Below are 16,441 nucleotides of genomic sequence, written 5' to 3' on the forward strand. Positions count from 1 at the left end.
GCTTGAAACTCACTGGATATCCCTGACCGCGCGCCCCTGAACGCGAGCCTCTAACGACTAAAGGCCGTAAAGGTTCCGTGGTCGGGCCTTTGCGGATCGGTCGCGCTTCGCGACGCCGCGACCGTGATGCGCGCCCACGGTCTTCAGTCTGGATCTTGTCAAAGCACATAACGTATACGATCAATTCGGGCGTAAACCGCGCAAGGGGAGAAGCGCATGAGGATCCTGGCCGCCGCGATCAGCGCGCTCTTCCTGGCGACCCCTATCCTGGCGATAGGCGGCCCGGCCGGGGCGGCGACGCCCTACGAGCAGCAGGTCACCCAGGGCGACTATGTCGTCCCGAACTTCGCGTTCAAGTCCGGCGAGACCCTGCCCAGCCTGAAGCTGCACTACCGCACGCTGGGTCAGCCCAGGCGCGACGCGCAAGGCCACGTGACCAACGCGGTGATGGTCCTGCACGGCACCGGCGGCACGGGCGCGCAGTTCCTGCAGCCGCAGTTCGCCGACGAGCTGTACGGCCCGGGCCAGCCGCTAGACATCACCCGCTACTACATCATCCTGCCCGACGGCATCGGTCATGGCGGCTCGTCGAAGCCCAGCAATGGCCTGCGCGCCAAGTTTCCCCACTACGGCTACGCCGACATGGTCGAGGCCCAGCGCCTGCTGCTGGTCGACGGCCTGAAGGTCGACCGCCTGCGCCTACTGATGGGCACCTCGATGGGCTGCATGCACGGCTTCATGTGGGGCGAGCTGCATCCGCAATTCGCGCGGGCGATCATGCCGATGGCCTGTCTGCCGGTGCAGATCGCTGGCCTGAACCGCGTCTGGCGCAAGGCGGCGATGGAATCGATCAAGGCCGACCCGGCCTGGCGCGGCGGCGACTACGACCAGCAGCCGGTGCTGGGCCTGCGCGGGGCGGTCAACCTGATGATCGTCGCGGGCTCGGCCCCGCCGGCCTGGCAGCAGCAGGCGCCCACCCGCGACGCGGCCGACGCCTTCTTCGAGGATCGCTTCGCCAAGGACCTGCCCACGCGCGACGCCAACGACATGCTCTATCAGGTGGCCGCGTCCAGCGACTACGATCCTTCGGCGGATCTGGAAAAGATCACCGCGCCCATGACCTGGGTGAATTCCAGCGACGACTTCATCAACCCGCCCAGCCTCGGCATCGCCGAGCCGGCGGCCAAGCGGCTGAAGAACGGCAAGTTCATCCTGATCCAGGCCACGCCCGAGACGCGCGGTCACGGCACGCACACCTGGGCCAGGTTCTGGAAGAAGGATCTGGCGGAACTGTTGGCCCGCTCCGAGAAGCCGTAGCGATCAGGCCGGGGAGGGGCCTTCCTCGGCCGAGACGTGGTTCAGGGCGATCACCCATCGCCCGTCCACCTTGCGCATCAGGCGCGTGTTGATCCCGCGCTGGGCCTGCTTTGGCCGGTTCAACTCATAGCGGCTGATCAGCTGGGCGGCGTCCGCCCCCAGGATTTCAACCTTGATGTCGTAGAACCGCACCTGGCCGCGGGTGTCGGCCGAGGCGCCGTAGTCGCGGATGTAGTGGTCCAGCGTGCCCTGCCAGCCGGTCTGGAAACGGCCCTTCGACACGAACACCACGCCCGGATTGAGAAACCCGGCCATATAGCCGGGGAAGTCGCCTCGGTTCCAGGCCGCCTGCATGTCGGCGATGACCTTGAGGATGGCGGCGGTTTCGGCCGCCTCGTCCTTCACGCGGGGACAAGCCCCGGGCGCGGCCAGGGCCGGCGTCGCCATCATGGCCAGAGCCAGGGCCGCCAGGCCGCGCCGGCTGGCGCCTTCGATTGATGCGTCCATGCGCGATGAAGTCCCTGTTTGCGTCGCTGCTAATATTGTATACGTTATTATAAATATCGGCGTGAGGGGAAGCAGAATGCCAACCGCCCGGCCGGCGTCTAGGGAACTTCGGCTCACACCGCGTTCTGGCGGCGGCTCGCCGCTCCTGTCACGCCGTGTTTCGTCGGTCCCCTTGCTCGGAAGGGGAGGCGGGCGAAGGCGCGGATCGTGGGCGCGGCCTGACTAATAGAGCGGCAGGTCGGCCCCTTGCCTTCCAACCCTTCACAAATCGGAAACACGGGCTTGACCAATTTCTGATCCAATATACCGTATTCTGTATACGGTACGGATCGAGAAGGTTTCTGGTCCTGAACCCGTCCTAGGCGGTGCTTGTCTTCGAAAGACGAGTATCGAGCGCTCTCGCTCGCCTGGTTGGTGGCGCGCGGGAACGTACTTGCTTTATCTAGTGAGAACTGACGGTCCGAAAACACCTACGAAATAGATCAGAAATTGGGGGATGAGCATGAGAAGTGGTGATCAGAATACGGGCGAGGCTCGGAAAAATCTTCGCTCTATCGTTCTATGTTCCAGCATGATCGGCGGGTTCCTGGCGATCGGAGCTCCAGCTCTGGCCCAGACAACGCCGGGCGATGCGCCCGCGACGGTCGAGGAGATCGTCGTCACCGGGTCCCGTCTGGCGCGGACGGACCTGACGGCGCCCAGCCCGACCACGGTGGTCGGCGAGCTGGAGATCAAGCAGTCGGGCAATGTCACGCTCGAAAAGACCCTGAACCAGTTTCCGCAGTTGGCCTCGGGCAACACCTCGACCGTCAACAACGGCGGCGGCTCGGGCGTGCTGACGGCCAACCTTCGCGGCCTGGGCTCGACCCGGACCCTGGTGCTGGTCAATGGCCGGCGCTTCATTCCAGCCAACTCGGCGGCCGACGTCGACCTGGCCAGCATCCCGGATACGCTGATCAAGCGGACCGAGATCATCACCGGCGGCGCCTCGGCGGTCTACGGCTCGGACGCCATCGCCGGCGCGGTCAACTTCATTCTGAAGGACAATTTCGAGGGTTTCGAGGCCTCGGGTCAGTACGGGGTCACCGATCGCGGTGACGCCAAGTCCAAGAAGCTGGACCTGACGATGGGCGCCAACCTGGACGGCGGACGCGGCAATGTCGCCATGTCGCTGTCCTACACCAAGCAGGATCCGATCACCCAGAACGACCGCGACTTCTCCAAGACCCCGCTGGGCGAGGTGAACGGCGCCCTGGTCTATTCGGGTTCGGGCAGCATCCCCGGCACGCGCGTGCCGCTCAGCGCCACCCAGCGCGCCCAACTGGTGGGCGTCAACCTGACCCCCGGCGGGACCTGCACCTCGGTCACCGGCATCCGCTTCGGCGCGGGCGGCGTGGTGCTGCCGTACTGCCAGCCGGAGGACACCTATAACTACGCGCCGTTCAACCTGCTGCAGCGACCGCTCGAGCGCTACAACGTCTCGACGATCGGCCACTACAATCTGACCGATCACGTCACGGCCTATGCCGAGGCGTTCTTCGTCAACTCGCGCAACAACTCGATCCTGGCGCCGGACTCGTTCACGCCGGTGACGCCGGGCGCGGCGTCCTCGACCCTGCTGGTGCCCAACTACGCCACCAACGCGGCGCTGACGCCGGCGCTTCGGCAGTTCTTCGTCAGCAACGCCGCGATCTTCGATCCCGGTCGCACCGGCACGGCCTCGGTGGTCGGCGGCGGGCGGCGCGCCGACGAACTGGGCACCCGCAACTCGTTCTACGAGCGTCAGTCCTACGAGATCACCACCGGCCTGCGCGGCGATTTCGAGGTGATGGACCACACCTGGCGGTGGGACGCCTTCTACCAGTACATGCGCAACCGCACCGACACCCACAACGAAGGCACGATCAACCAGACGCGCCTGAGCCAGGGCCTGGACGCCATCGTCAATTCGGCCGGACAGGTGGTGTGCCGCAGCGGCGCGCAAGGCTGCGTTCCGGTGTCGATCTTCGGCCTGGCCTCGATCAGCCCGGCGGCCGGCAAGTTCCTGACTCCCGATCGCGACGCTCACGACATCTTCGAACGTCAGGTCGGCGGCGGTTCGCTGAGCGGCACGGTGTTCACCCTGCCGGCCGGTCCCGTCGCCATGGCGGTCGGCGCCGAGTACCGCAAGGATCAGTACGCCTCCAGTCCCAGCGCCTTCGACCTGAACGGCGAATACGGCGCGGCGTCCTCGAACGCCCTGAAGGGCTCGTTCGACGTCAAGGAAGTCTTCGGCGAGCTGCGCGTGCCCATCCTGGCCGACCTGCCGTTCGTCAAGACCTTGGCCGTCGAGGGCGCGGCCCGCTATTCGGACTATTCATCGATCGGCGGGGTCTTCGCCTGGAAGGCCGGCGGCGAGTACGCGCCGATCGATTGGGTCCGGTTCCGCGGCGCCTATAACCGCGCGATCCGCGCGCCCAATATCGCCGAGCTCTACTCGGCCCGGGCGCAAGGCTTCACCGGCGGCACCGACCCCTGCGCCACGGCCCAGAAGCCCACGGCCGCCCAGAAGCAGCTCTGCGTCGCCCAAGGCGTTCCGGCCGCCGACATCGAGACCTTCACCCAGGCCACCCTGGGCCTCACCCAGGAAAGCGGCGGCAACCCGAACCTGACGGAGGAGAAGTCCAGCACCTTCACGATCGGCGCGGTCATCTCGCCGCCGATCATCCCGCGCCTGAACATCACGGTCGACTACTTCAACGTCGAGGTGAAGAACGCGATCACGACCATCAACGCCCAGCAGACGCTGAACGACTGCTTCACCAACCTCAACCTCAGCAGCGTCACCTGTCAGGCGGTCAAGCGCCTGTCGAGCGGCCAGATCGACTTCGTCCGCACCAGCAACAGCAATATCGGCCAGCTGAAGGTGCGCGGCGTCGACGCCCAGGTGGACTACAAGCTGCCGCTGCCGTCGGTGCTGGAGCTGGGCGGGCCGGCCAACCTGTCGCTGACCGCGGTGGCCAGCTGGCTGCTCGAGCGTTCGACCCAGGTCCTGGCCAACCAGAAGCCGCAGGACTGCGCCGGCTTCTACGGCGCGGGCTGCTCCAGCGGCACCGGCGGCTTCATCACCCCGGACTTCAAGCTGAACCTCAGCGCCAACTACACCAGCGGCGACGTGACCCTGCGCCTGGCGGCCCGGATGATCGGCGAGCTGGAACTGTACCCGACCGCGACCAACGTCGTGAAGAAGGTCGATCCCACCTGGTACGTCGACGGCTCGTTCGCGGTGAACGTGACCAAGCAGGTGAGCTTGTTCGGCGGGGTCAACAACCTGCTCGACAAGCAGCCGCCGATCCTGGGCACCACCCTGGTCGGCGACGCCAACACCGACGTGTCGCTCTTCGACACGCTGGGCCGGCGCTACTTCATGGGGGCGCGACTGCGCTTCTAGGCGAATGTCGAGGGCCGCGAGCGAAACGCTCGCGGCCTTTCGACCCTGGGGAGGGGAAACGATGAAGAGACTGGCTCGAGTGCTGCTGACCTCGGTCGCGGCCGTGATGATGGCGAGCGCGCCGCTGACCGCATCGGCGGCGGCGCCGCTGGACGACGCGCCGGCCGCCAAGGCGGGCAAGGTCGCCGATCCGATCCCGAAGCGGACGGAAGGGATCGGTCCGTTCAACCGCGTGGTGCTGCGCAACGTCACCATGATCGACGGCACCGGCGCGCCGGCCCAGGGGCCGGTCGACATCGTCCTGGTCAACGACCGCATCGCCGAGATCCGCACCATCGGCGCGCCCAAGGCGATCGACCCTTCGGCCCGCGCCGCCAAGGGCGACTACGAGCTGGACCTGACCGGCTACTACGTGATGCCGGGCTTCGTGGACGCCCACGTCCACCTGCACGACCTGAACGACGCGCAAGCCGTGCCATCGGACTACATCCTCAAGCTCTGGATCGCCAACGGCGTCACCTCGGTGCGCGAGGTGGGCAGCAGCCGGCCGATCGAATGGCTGGCCGACATCAAGGCCCGCAGCGCCCGCAACGAGATCGTCGCGCCGCGCATCGACATCTATCCGTTCTTCCACAAGATCCGGAACACGCCCGTCAACGATCCGGTCCAGGCGCGCCTGGCCGTGCAGGAGGCCAAGGCGCGCGGCGCGGATGGCGTCAAGTTCATCGGCGGCTCCGAGGATGTGCTGTTCGCCGCCATCGAGGAGGCCCACAAGATCGGCCTCCACACCACCATGCACCACGCCCAGCCCAGCGTGGCCTTCGCCAACGTGCTGACCACCTCGGCCCACGGCCTGGAGTCGATGGAGCACTGGTACGGCCTGCCCGAGGCGATGTTCACCGACAAGCGCCTGCAGAGCTGGCCCACCGACTTCGTCAACAACGACGAGCAGGAGCGCTTCGGCGAATCCGGCCGGCTGTGGGCCCAGACCGCCGCGCCCGGCTCGGCCAAGTGGGAACAGGTCATGCAGACCCTGCTGGACCGCAAGTTCACGCTGGACCCGACCTTCACCGCCTACCTGGCCAGCCGCGATCTCATGAGGATGAGCCGCGCCACCTGGCACGACGACTACACGATGCCGGCGCTGTGGGACTATTACCGCCCCAGCCGCGTCCATCACGGCTCGTACTGGTTCGACTGGACCACCGAGGACGAGGTCGCCTGGAAGGACAACTACCGCCTCTGGATGCGGTTCGTGAACGAGTACAAGAACCGCGGCGGGCGCGTCACGGTCGGCAGCGACAGCGGCTACATCTACAACCTCTATGGCTTCGGCTACATCCAGGAGATGGAGCTGCTGCGCGAGGCCGGCTTCTCGTCGCTGGAGGTCATCCATTCGGCGACCCAGGAAGGCGCGCGGCTGCTGGGCCACGAGGACCAGGTCGGCACGATCCGCGTGGGCCGCAAGGCCGACCTCGTCATCGTCCAGGGCAATCCGCTGGCCAATCTGAAGCTGCTGTTCGGCACCGGCTCGCTGCGCCTGAACGACGACACCGGCAAGGTCGAGCGTGTCGGCGGCGTGGCTTGGACCATCAAGGACGGCATCCTCTACGACGCGCGCAAGCTGCGCGAGGAGATCCGCCAGTCGGTGCTCAAGGACAAGACGGCGCGGGGACTGCCCGCCGGACCGATGCCGATCGAGGCGGTCGATCTGACTCACTGATTTTCGTTGGTTCGCGTGACGTGGGAGTAGGGGCATGAGCAAGGTTTCGATGGGACGGACGATCGCGGCGGCCTTGCTGGCCGCGAGCGTCATGGCGAGCGCCGGACAGGCCTCCGCTCAAGCCGGCGCCGCCGACGCGCGGCTGAAGGCGCTGTACGAGCGGGAGTGGGCCTGGCGGCAGGGCGAACTGGGCCGGGTCCGCGACGAGAACGGCCGCTGGGGCGACGGCGCCGATCATCTTCCGCGCGTCGACGCCAAGAGCCAGGCCGCGCGCCTGGCCTACTGGACCGCCGTCCTGGCCGAGCTGGACAAGATCCCGGTCGACCAACTGTCGCCGGAGGAGAAGATCAACGCCGAGATCTTCCGCGCCTCGGTGAAGTCCCTGGCCGACAACGCCCGCTTCAAGACCTACGAGGCGCCGTTCAATGCAGACACCTTCTTCTGGTCGGGCCTGGCCCCGCGCGGCGCGCTGAAGACGGCCAAGGACTACCGCAACTACATTGCCCGGATGCGCGACATCCCGCGCTATTTCGACGAGCAGACCGCCAATATGCGCAGCGGTCTCAAGCGCGGCTTCAGCGTGCCGCGCGTGGTGGTCACCGGCCGTGACAAGACCATCGAGCCCAACCTGTCGACCGGCGCGGACAATCCGTTCCTGGCCCCGTTCGAGACCATGCCGGCCTCGATCCCGGCCGAGGAGCAGGCCGCCCTCAAGGCCGAGGCCCAGCAGGTGCTCACCGGGACGGTGATCCCGGCCTACGCCAAGCTGCTGGCCTTCATCCGCGACGAATACATGAAGCAGGCCCGCACCAGTCTGGCGGCCGAGGCCGAGCCCGACGGCAAGGCCTTCTACCAGGCCCAGATCCAGGGCTTCACGACCCTGGACCTGACGCCCGAGCAGATCCACAAGATCGGCCTCGAGGAGGTCGCGCGGATCAGCGCCGAGATGGAGGCGGTCAAGGCCCAGACCGGCTTCAAGGGTACGATGCCGGAGTTCCTGAAGTTCCTGCGCACCGACCCGCAGTTCTATCCGAAGACGCCCAAGGAGCTGCTGTCGTTCTCGGCCTATGTGGCCAAGCGCGTCGACGGCAAGCTGGCCGACACCATCGGCTTCCTGCCGCGCCGGCGCTTCGCGATCCTGCCCGTGCCGCCGGCCCTGGCGCCGATCTACACCGGCGGTCGCGGCGGCCTCGACAGCTGCCTGATGAACACCTACGACCTGCCGTCGCGGCCGCTGTACACCCTGACCGCCCTGACCCTGCATGAGTGCAATCCGGGCCACGCCTTCCAGGCGGCGGTTGCGGCCGAAGCCAAGAACCGCCCCGACTTCCGCCGCCAGACCTCGTTCTCGGGCTATGGCGAGGGCTGGGCGCTCTACATGGAGTGGCTGGGCACCAAGATGGGCGTCTACGACACGCCCTATGAGAACTTCGGCCGGCTGTCCTACGAGATCTGGCGCGCCAGCCGCCTGGTGATCGACACCGGCATCCACCACTACGGCTGGACCCGCGAGCAGGCCCAGCAGTACCTGCGCGACCACACCGCGCTGTCCGAGCACGAGATCGAGACCGAGATCGACCGCTACATCGCCTGGCCGGGCCAGGCGGTGGCCTACAAGTTGGGCGAGATGGTGATCCGCCGGAAGCGCGCCGAGGCCGAGGCCAAGCTGGGTCCCAAGTTCGACCAGCGCAACTTCCACGACGCGATCCTGGCGCTAGGCTCGGTGCCGCTGTCGACCCTGGAGGCGCGGCTGGACCAGTTCATCGCCGACGGCGGGGTCAATCCGCCGGGCTTCAATCCGGCCCTGCCCGAAACCAAGTAGGGAGCAGGCGCCGTGGAGTCGATCGATCGACGCATGTTGCTGGCCATGGCCGGCTTGGCCGCCTCGGCGCCGTCGCTGCTGAGCGCCGCGCCCCTGGCTCCGCTCGGGCCGGCCAGCCCGTTGCCGCTGACGGACGTGCGGCTGCTGGATTCTCCGTGGCTGGAGGCGGTGGAGGCCAATCGCCGTTACCTCCACGCCCTGGAGCCCGACCGGCTGCTGCACAACTTCCGCACCAGCGCCGGTCTTCCGGCCAAGGGCGCGGTCTATGGCGGCTGGGAAAGCGACACCATCGCCGGCCACACCCTGGGTCACTACCTGACGGCCCTGTCGCTGATGTACGCCCAGACCGGCGACGTCGAGTGCAAGCGGCGGGTCGACTACATCGTCGGCGAACTGGCGGTGGTCCAGGCCGCCCATGGCGACGGCTATGTCGCCGGGTTCACGCGCAAGCGCGGCGACGTGGTCGAGGACGGCAAGGCGATCTTCCCCGAGCTGATCGCCGGCGACATCCGCTCGATGGGCTTTGATCTCAACGGCTGCTGGGTGCCGCTCTACAACTGGCACAAGCTGTTCGCGGGCCTGCTCGACGCGCAGGCCTATTGCGACAACCAGCAGGCCCTGAAGGTCGCCGTGGCCCTGGGCGGCTATATCGACGCGGTGTTCGCGCGGCTCTCCGACGCCCAGGTGCAGACGGTCCTCGACTGCGAGCACGGCGGCATCAACGAGAGTTTCGCCGAGCTCTACGCCCGCACCCGCGACCCGCGCTGGCTGGCCCTGGCCGAGCGCCTGCGCCACGCCAAGGTGCTGGACCCGCTCAGCCAGCGCCGCGACTCCCTGCCGTGGATCCACGCCAACACCCAGATCCCCAAGGTCATCGGCCTGGCGCGGCTGCACGAGCTGACCGGCAAGGCCGACCAGGCCGTGGCGGCGCACTTCTTCTGGGAGACCGTGACCCGCGACTACAGCTACGTGATCGGCGGCAACGCCGACCGGGAATACTTCACCGCGCCCCGCACCATCTCGCGGCACATCACCGAGCAGACCTGCGAGAGCTGCAACACCTACAACATGCTGAAGCTGACCCGGCATCTCTATGGCTGGCAGCCCCGGGCGGCGCTGTTCGACTATTACGAGCGCGCGCATATCAATCACATCCTGGCTCACCAGGACCCGTCGACCGGCATGTTCGCCTACATGGTGCCGCTGATGTCGGGCTCGGCGCGCCGGTTCTCGCGGCCGTTCGACGACTTCTGGTGCTGCGTCGGCTCGGGCATGGAGAGCCACGCCAAGCATGGCGACTCCATCTGGTGGCGCAGCGGCGACACCCTGCTGGTCAATCTCTACATCCCCTCGACCGCCCGCTGGGCCGAACAGGGGGCGACGTTCCGCATGGAGACCGCCTATCCGTTCGGCGAGCGGGTGGAGATCGTGGTCGAGGATCTGGAGGGGGCAGGTGACTTCGGCCTGGCGCTGCGCGTTCCCGGCTGGTGCCGGGGCGCGCGGATCAGCGTCAATGGCGAGGCTATGTCGGCGGGCCCGGCCGGCGACTACACGATCCTGCGCCGCGCCTGGCGCAAGGGCGACCGGGTAAGGCTGGACCTGCCCATGACGCTGCGGACCGAGGCCACGGTCGACGACTCCAGCGTGCTGGCCGTGCTGAAGGGGCCGGTGGTGCTGGCCGCCGATCTGGGGCCGTCCAGCCAGCCCTATGACGGACCCGCTCCGGCCTTGGTCGCTCGCGATCCGCTGACCGGCTTCGTTCCCGTCGAACCGGCGCTCGGCCAGTACCGGACAAAGGGCATCGGCAAGCCGGCCGACCTGTCGTTCGCGCCGTTCTTCCAGCAGCGCGACCGCCGCACCGCGGTCTATTTCGCCACCTTCGACGAACCCGGCTGGAAGAAACAGCAGGTCGCCTACGCGGCCGAGCAGGCGCGCTTGCAGGACCTGGCGCGGCGTTCGGTCGACGTCATGCACCTGGGCGAGATGCAGGCCGAGCGCGATCATGGCCTGACCGCCAAGAACAGCTACGCCGTCACCTATCGTGGCCGCCACGGGCGCGACGCGCGCACCTTCGGCTTCTTCGAATACAAGGCCGCGGTGAAGCCGGGGCCGCTGATCCTGCAAGCGACCTACTGGGGTGAGGAGCGCAACAAACGCTTCGACATCCTGATCGATGGCGTGCGGATCGCGACCCAGGCGCTGACCGGTCAGCATCCGGGCGATTTCTTCGATGTCGACTATCCGATCCCAAGCGAATTGACCCGAGGCAAGGGAAGCGTGACCGTGCGCTTCCAGCCCGCCGACGACACGACCCGCTGTGGTCCGGTCTTCGGCGTGCGGATCTATGCGCCGTCGGGGTCTTCGAGAACAACCTGACCAGGGCATGGGGAGGAGGGGCGTTATGAGACGAGTTTCGGGATTGGCGATCGCGCTGGGCATGGCGCTGGTCGCTCAGCCGGCGCTGGCGCAGACCAAGCCGGCGAAGCCCGCCATGAGCGCCGCCACCAGCGCCGACGCGCGCCTTAAGGCGCTCTACGACGCCGAGTGGAACTGGCGCGCCCAGGAGTTCGGCCGCGACGCCGACGACGAGGGCGGCGGCGCGGGCGACCGCCTGCCGCGCGTCGATCCCGCCAGCCAGCAGCGCCGGCTGGCCTACTGGACCAACGCCCTGGCCCAGCTGGACAAGATCCCCGTCGACCAGCTGTCGCCCGAGGAGAAGGTCAACGCCGCGGTGTTCCGCACCGCGCTGGAAGCCTTCGTCAGCCAGATCAAGTTCAAGGAATACGAGGACCCGTTCGGCTTCTGGACCTGGATGGCGCCGCGAACCGGCTTCGGGACCGTCGCCGAGTACCGCGCCTATCTGGGCAGGCTGCGCGACATGCCGCGCTATGTCGACGAGCAGATCGCCAACATGAAGGCCGGGCAGGCGCGCGGCTTCACCAAGGCCAGGGCGTCGATCGAGGGCCGTCACACCACGATCGCCCCGCTGGCCTCGAGCGACCCGGCGGCCAATCCGTTCTTCGGCCCGTTCGCCAACATGCCGTCGTCCATCCCGGCCGGTGAGCGCGACAAGCTGATGGAAGAGGGCAGGGCCGCCGTCACCGGCGCCGCCGCGCCGGCCTTCGGCAAGCTGCTGGCCTATGTGCGCGACGACTACATCCCGCACGCTCGAACCAACACCGCCGCCGAGAGCCTGCCGGACGGCAAGGCCTTCTACCAGGCCAAGATCCGCGAATATACGACCACCGACCTGACCGCCGAGCAGATCCACCAGATCGGCCTGAAGGAGGTGGCGCGGATCGACGCCGACATGCAGGCGACGATGAAGCAGGCGGGCTGGACCGGCGACTTCCAGGGCTTCCTCAAGTACCTGAAGACCGACCCGCAGTTCTACGCCAAGACGCCCTACGAGCTGATCGCCAAGTCGGCCTATGTGGCCAACAAGGCCAACGGTCAGCTGAAGTTCACCATCGGCCTGCTGCCGCGCTATCGCTTCACCATCGTGCCGACGCCGGCGGCGATCGCGCCATTCGGGACGGGCGGCAATGGCGGCCTCGAGAGCTGCCTGATGAACACCTACAACCTGCCGGCCCGGCCGCTCTACACCATCCCGCCCTTGACCCTGCACGAGTGCGTGCCGGGCCACAGCTTCCAGGCCGCCCTGGCGCTGGAGGGCCCGAACCGTCCGGCGATCCGCAAGCGCACCTACTTCTCGGGCTATGGCGAAGGCTGGGCGCTCTACATGGAGTGGCTGGGCACGAAGATGGGCGTCTACGAGACGCCCTATGACGAGTTCGGCCGCGAGACCTACGAGATGTGGCGCGCCGCGCGCCTGGTGGTCGATACCGGCCTGCATCACATGGGCTGGTCGCGCCAGCAGGCGCTGGACTATCTGTCCAGCCACACCGCCCTGTCCGACCACGAGGTGACCATCGAGGTCGACCGCTACATCAACGATCCCGGTCAGGCCCTGGCCTACAAGCTGGGCGAGATGCTGATCCGCCGCAAGCGCGCGGAAGCCGAGGCCAAGCTGGGCGCCAACTTCGACCAGCGCTGGTTCCACGACGTCATCCTGGGCCTGGGCTCGGTGCCGCTGCCGACCCTGGAAAAGGCCATCGACGACTGGATCGCCGGCGGCGGCAAGAATCCCAACCCCGCGACCGTTTCCTGACCCTAGTCCCTGAACATTTCCCGCCCGTCCTGGATGGAGACTTCCCTTGTTCGTTCGCTCCCTGATGCTTGTCTCCGCCCTGGCCCTGATGGCCAGCGCTCCGGCGGTCGCCCTGGCCCAGACCGCCGCGCCGGCCGCCGCTTCGGCCAGCGACGCCGACAGCCGCCTGAAGGCGCTCTATGACACCGAGTGGGCCTGGCGGCAGAAGGAGTTCGGGCGACTGGCCAGCGATGCGCCGTTCAGCGGCGGCGCCGGCCAGCTGCAGCATGTCGATGCGGCCACCCAGGAGACCCGCCTGGCCTACTGGACCAAGACCCTGGCCGAGCTGAGCAAGATCCCGGTCGATCAGCTGTCGCCCGAGGAGAAGATCAACGCGGCGGTGTTCCGCACCAGCCTCGAGGCCTTCGTCGCCCAGGGCAAGTACCGGACCTGGGAAGCGCCGTTCAACGCCGACAGCCAGTTTTGGTCCGGCCTGTCCGCGCGCAGCGGCTATTCCAGCGCCGAAGGCTATCGCCGCTACATCGGCCGCATGCGCGACGTCCCGCGCTATTTCGACGAGCAGATCGCCAACATGAAGGCCGGCGTGGCGCGCGGTTTCACCGTGCCGCGCGAGGCCCTGAACGGCCGCGACGCCACCATCGCCGCCTTCACCGATCCCGACCCGGCCAAGAACGGCTTCTACGAGGCGTTCGCCAACATGCCCTCGTCGATCCCGGCCGAGGAGCAGGAGAAGCTCCGCGCCGAGGCCCGGCAGGTGATCGCCCAGTCGGTGGCGCCGGCCTACCAGAAGCTGCTGGCCTACTATCGCAACGAGTACCTGCCCAAGGCCCGCAAGACGATCGCCGCCGAGGCCCTGCCGGATGGCAAGGCCTACTACCAGGCGCAGATCAAGGAGTTCACGACCACCGACCTGACCGCCGAACAGATCCACCAGATCGGCCTGTCGGAGGTGGCGCGGATCTCGGCCGAGATGGAGAAGGTCAAGGACCAGAGCGGCTTCAAGGGCGACATGCCCGCCTTCCTCAAGTTCCTGCGCACCGACCCGCAGTTCTACGCCAAGACCCCCGACGAACTGCTGGGCGTGTCGGCCTATGTGGCCAAGCGCGTGGACGGCAAGCTGAAGGACACCATCGGCCTTCTGCCGCGCTACCGCTTCACCATCGTGCCGGTGCCGGCCGCCATCGCGCCCTACTACACGTCCGGCCGGGGCGGGCTGGAATCCTGCCAGATGAACACCTACGACCTGCCGTCGCGACCGCTGTACCAGATCCCGGCCCTGACCCTGCACGAGTGCAATCCGGGCCACAGCTTCCAGGCCGCCGTGGCGCTGGAGCAGACCGGTCGGCCGGCCTTCCGCAAGCAGACCTACTTCTCGGGCTATGGCGAGGGCTGGGCGCTCTACATGGAGTGGCTGGGGACCAAGATGGGCATCTACCGCACGCCCTATGAGGACTTCGGCCGACTGTCGTTCGAGATGTGGCGCGCCGCGCGGCTGGTGATCGACACCGGCATCCACCACGACGGCTGGACCCGCCAGCAGGCCATCGACTACCTGGCCAGCCACACCGCGCTGGCCCAGCACGATATCGAGACCGAGGTCGACCGCTACATCAGCTGGCCCGGCCAGGCCCTGGCCTACAAGCTGGGCGAGCTGAGCATCCGCAAGAAGCGCGCCGAGGCCGAGGCCAAGCTGGGTCCCAAGTTCGACCAGCGCAAGTTCCACGACGTCATCCTGGCGCTCGGCTCCGTGCCGCTGCCGGTGCTGGAGGCGCGGATCGACAAGTACATCGCTGACGGCGGCGCGAGCCCGACCACGCCGGCCCCCTAGGACCTTCCCGCAGACCAGAACAAGACTTCCATCCGGAGATTTCCATGCGTGCGTATCCCCTCATAGCCGCCCTGGGCCTGGCCGCCCTCGCGGCGCAGCCTGTCCTGGCCCAGGAAAAGCCGCCGGCCGTCGAGGCCCCGGCCAAGGGTTCCGAAAAGGCCGCCAAGGCCGACGCCCCCGACCTGGCCCAGGCCACCGCCGAGGAGGACGCCCAGCCCAAGCGCGGCTCGGTGACGGTCGGCGGCAAGGTCATCGGCTATACCGTCACCCCCGGCACGGTCGTCATCCGCAACGACGACGGCGAGGCGGTGGCCAGCATGTTCTACGTCGCCTACGTGGCCGACCGCCCCAAGGGCTCGGCCCCGCGTCCGGTGACCTTCACCTACAACGGCGGCCCGGGCTCCTCGAGCATGTGGCTGCACATGGGCTCGATCGGTCCGGTGCACGTCGAGACGCCGCTGGTCGATGTCGCCGCGCCCGCGCCCTACAAGATCACCGAGAACCACGAGACGATGCTGGACAAGACCGACATCGTCTTCATCGACGCCATCGGCACGGGCCTGTCGCGGCCGATCGGCAAGTCGAAGGGACCGGAGTTCTATGGCGTCGACCAGGACATCGACGCCTTCGCGCGCGGCGTCATGCGCTACCTGACGATCAACGACCGCTGGGACAGCCCCAAGTTCCTGTTCGGCGAGAGCTACGGCACCCTGCGCTCGGCCGGCCTGGTCCACGCCCTGCAGGAGCGCGGCGTGCAGGTCAACGGCGTCGTCCTGCTGTCGTCGATCCTGAACTACGGCATCCGCCAGCCGGGCTTCGACCAGATCTTCGTCACCTACCTGCCCAGCTACGCGGCCACGGCCTGGTACCACAACCGCCTGCAAAACCGCCCGGCGGCGCTGGAGCCGTTCCTGACCGAGGTGCGCGAATGGGCCCGCGGGCCCTATGCCACGGCCATGGCCAAGGGCTCGGACCTCAGCGACGCCGAACGCTCGGCCATCGCCAAGCAGATGAGCGCCTATACGGGTCTGTCCGAGAAGTTCCTGCTCAGCGTCGACTTGCGTGTCGAGCTCGGCCGGTTCCGCAAGGAGCTGTTGCGTGACCAGTCGCGCACCGTTGGCCGCCTGGACTCGCGCTTCAAGGGCATCGACGTCGATGATGGCGGCGACGGTCCCGAGTTCGACGCCACCGACACCTCGATCAGCGGGGCCTATATCGGCGCGCTGAACAAGTACCTGTTCGGCACCCTGGGCTACAAGACCAAGCTCAGCTACCGCCCGAACTACTACGCCCAGATCGGCGGCGGAAAGTGGGACCAGAAGCACAGGGCGCCGGGCGGACGCGGAGGCGGCGCTCAGATGGCCCTGGCCGACACCGCCCTCGACCTGTCGATGGCCATGCGCCAGAACCCCAAGCTGAAGGTGCTGTCGCAGAACGGCTATTACGACATGGCCACGCCGTTCTTCGGGGCGGAGTATGACCTGAAGCACATGCAGATCGACCCGACCCTGCGGAAGAACCTGACCTACAGGTACTACGAGTCCGGGCACATGGTTTACATCAACCCGGCGGTCACCACGCAGTTCAAGAAGGACCTCGACGCCTTCTACGACAGCGCGACCCAAGGCAACTAAGCCCTCTCC

9 protein-coding genes are annotated in these 16,441 nt (G+C 67.4%); 8 read left to right on the forward strand and 1 reads right to left on the reverse strand.

The window, feature by feature from the left end:
- Positions 1-216: 216 nt before the first annotated feature.
- Positions 217-1,317 (forward strand): alpha/beta fold hydrolase, encoded by a 1,101-nt coding sequence (locus tag AC1RNC_RS04445; RefSeq protein WP_492884022.1) that lies wholly within the window; start codon positions 217-219, stop codon positions 1,315-1,317.
- 3 nt (positions 1,318-1,320) lie between these two features.
- Here the strand turns inward: AC1RNC_RS04445 and AC1RNC_RS04450 are convergent, their stop codons facing one another.
- A complete protein-coding gene (locus AC1RNC_RS04450; protein WP_492884023.1) occupies positions 1,321-1,824 on the reverse strand; it encodes a YybH family protein in 504 nt (167 codons plus the stop codon).
- Positions 1,825-2,395: 571 nt separating this feature from the next.
- On the opposite strand from AC1RNC_RS04450, the gene AC1RNC_RS04455 reads away from it, so the two are divergent.
- The 7 genes from AC1RNC_RS04455 to AC1RNC_RS04485 all read left to right on the forward strand — a co-directional run bounded on the left by AC1RNC_RS04455 (position 2,396) and on the right by AC1RNC_RS04485 (position 16,432).
- A complete protein-coding gene (locus AC1RNC_RS04455; RefSeq protein ID WP_492884025.1) occupies positions 2,396-5,254 on the forward strand; it encodes a TonB-dependent receptor domain-containing protein in 2,859 nt (952 codons plus the stop codon).
- Positions 5,255-5,315: 61 nt separating this feature from the next.
- Positions 5,316-6,977 carry an amidohydrolase family protein gene (locus tag AC1RNC_RS04460; RefSeq protein WP_492884027.1) on the forward strand — a complete coding sequence of 554 codons (1,662 nt, stop codon included), beginning with the start codon at positions 5,316-5,318 and terminating at the stop codon, positions 6,975-6,977.
- Between the two features lie 34 nt (positions 6,978-7,011).
- Positions 7,012-8,799, forward strand: a complete 1,788-nt coding sequence (locus AC1RNC_RS04465; protein ID WP_492884029.1) for a DUF885 domain-containing protein — start codon at positions 7,012-7,014, stop codon at positions 8,797-8,799.
- Positions 8,800-8,811: 12 nt separating this feature from the next.
- Positions 8,812-11,175, forward strand: a complete 2,364-nt coding sequence (locus AC1RNC_RS04470; RefSeq protein ID WP_492884031.1) for a beta-L-arabinofuranosidase domain-containing protein — start codon at positions 8,812-8,814, stop codon at positions 11,173-11,175.
- 25 nt (positions 11,176-11,200) lie between these two features.
- Entirely contained in the window at positions 11,201-12,970 is a 1,770-nt protein-coding gene (locus AC1RNC_RS04475) for a DUF885 domain-containing protein (RefSeq protein WP_492884032.1), read from the forward strand.
- Between the two features lie 46 nt (positions 12,971-13,016).
- On the forward strand, positions 13,017-14,798 hold the full coding sequence (locus AC1RNC_RS04480; protein WP_492884034.1) for a DUF885 domain-containing protein: 1,782 nt from the start codon (positions 13,017-13,019) through the stop codon (positions 14,796-14,798).
- Between the two features lie 44 nt (positions 14,799-14,842).
- On the forward strand, positions 14,843-16,432 hold the full coding sequence (locus tag AC1RNC_RS04485; protein WP_492884036.1) for a S10 family peptidase: 1,590 nt from the start codon (positions 14,843-14,845) through the stop codon (positions 16,430-16,432).
- Positions 16,433-16,441 lie beyond the last annotated feature (9 nt).

This window comes from Caulobacter sp. GW822-FHT01G02, from assembly GCF_058802865.1.

Coding starts and splice junctions, on each gene's coding strand:
- AC1RNC_RS04485 (WP_492884036.1), top strand. CDS start 14,843: ATGCGTGCGTATCCCCTCATAGCCGCCCTGGGCCTGGCCGCCCTCGCG.
- AC1RNC_RS04455 (WP_492884025.1), top strand. CDS start 2,396: ATGATCGGCGGGTTCCTGGCGATCGGAGCTCCAGCTCTGGCCCAGACA.
- AC1RNC_RS04445 (WP_492884022.1), top strand. CDS start 217: ATGAGGATCCTGGCCGCCGCGATCAGCGCGCTCTTCCTGGCGACCCCT.
- AC1RNC_RS04460 (WP_492884027.1), top strand. CDS start 5,316: ATGAAGAGACTGGCTCGAGTGCTGCTGACCTCGGTCGCGGCCGTGATG.
- AC1RNC_RS04475 (WP_492884032.1), top strand. CDS start 11,201: ATGAGACGAGTTTCGGGATTGGCGATCGCGCTGGGCATGGCGCTGGTC.
- AC1RNC_RS04465 (WP_492884029.1), top strand. CDS start 7,012: ATGAGCAAGGTTTCGATGGGACGGACGATCGCGGCGGCCTTGCTGGCC.
- AC1RNC_RS04450 (WP_492884023.1), bottom strand. CDS start 1,824: ATGGACGCATCAATCGAAGGCGCCAGCCGGCGCGGCCTGGCGGCCCTG.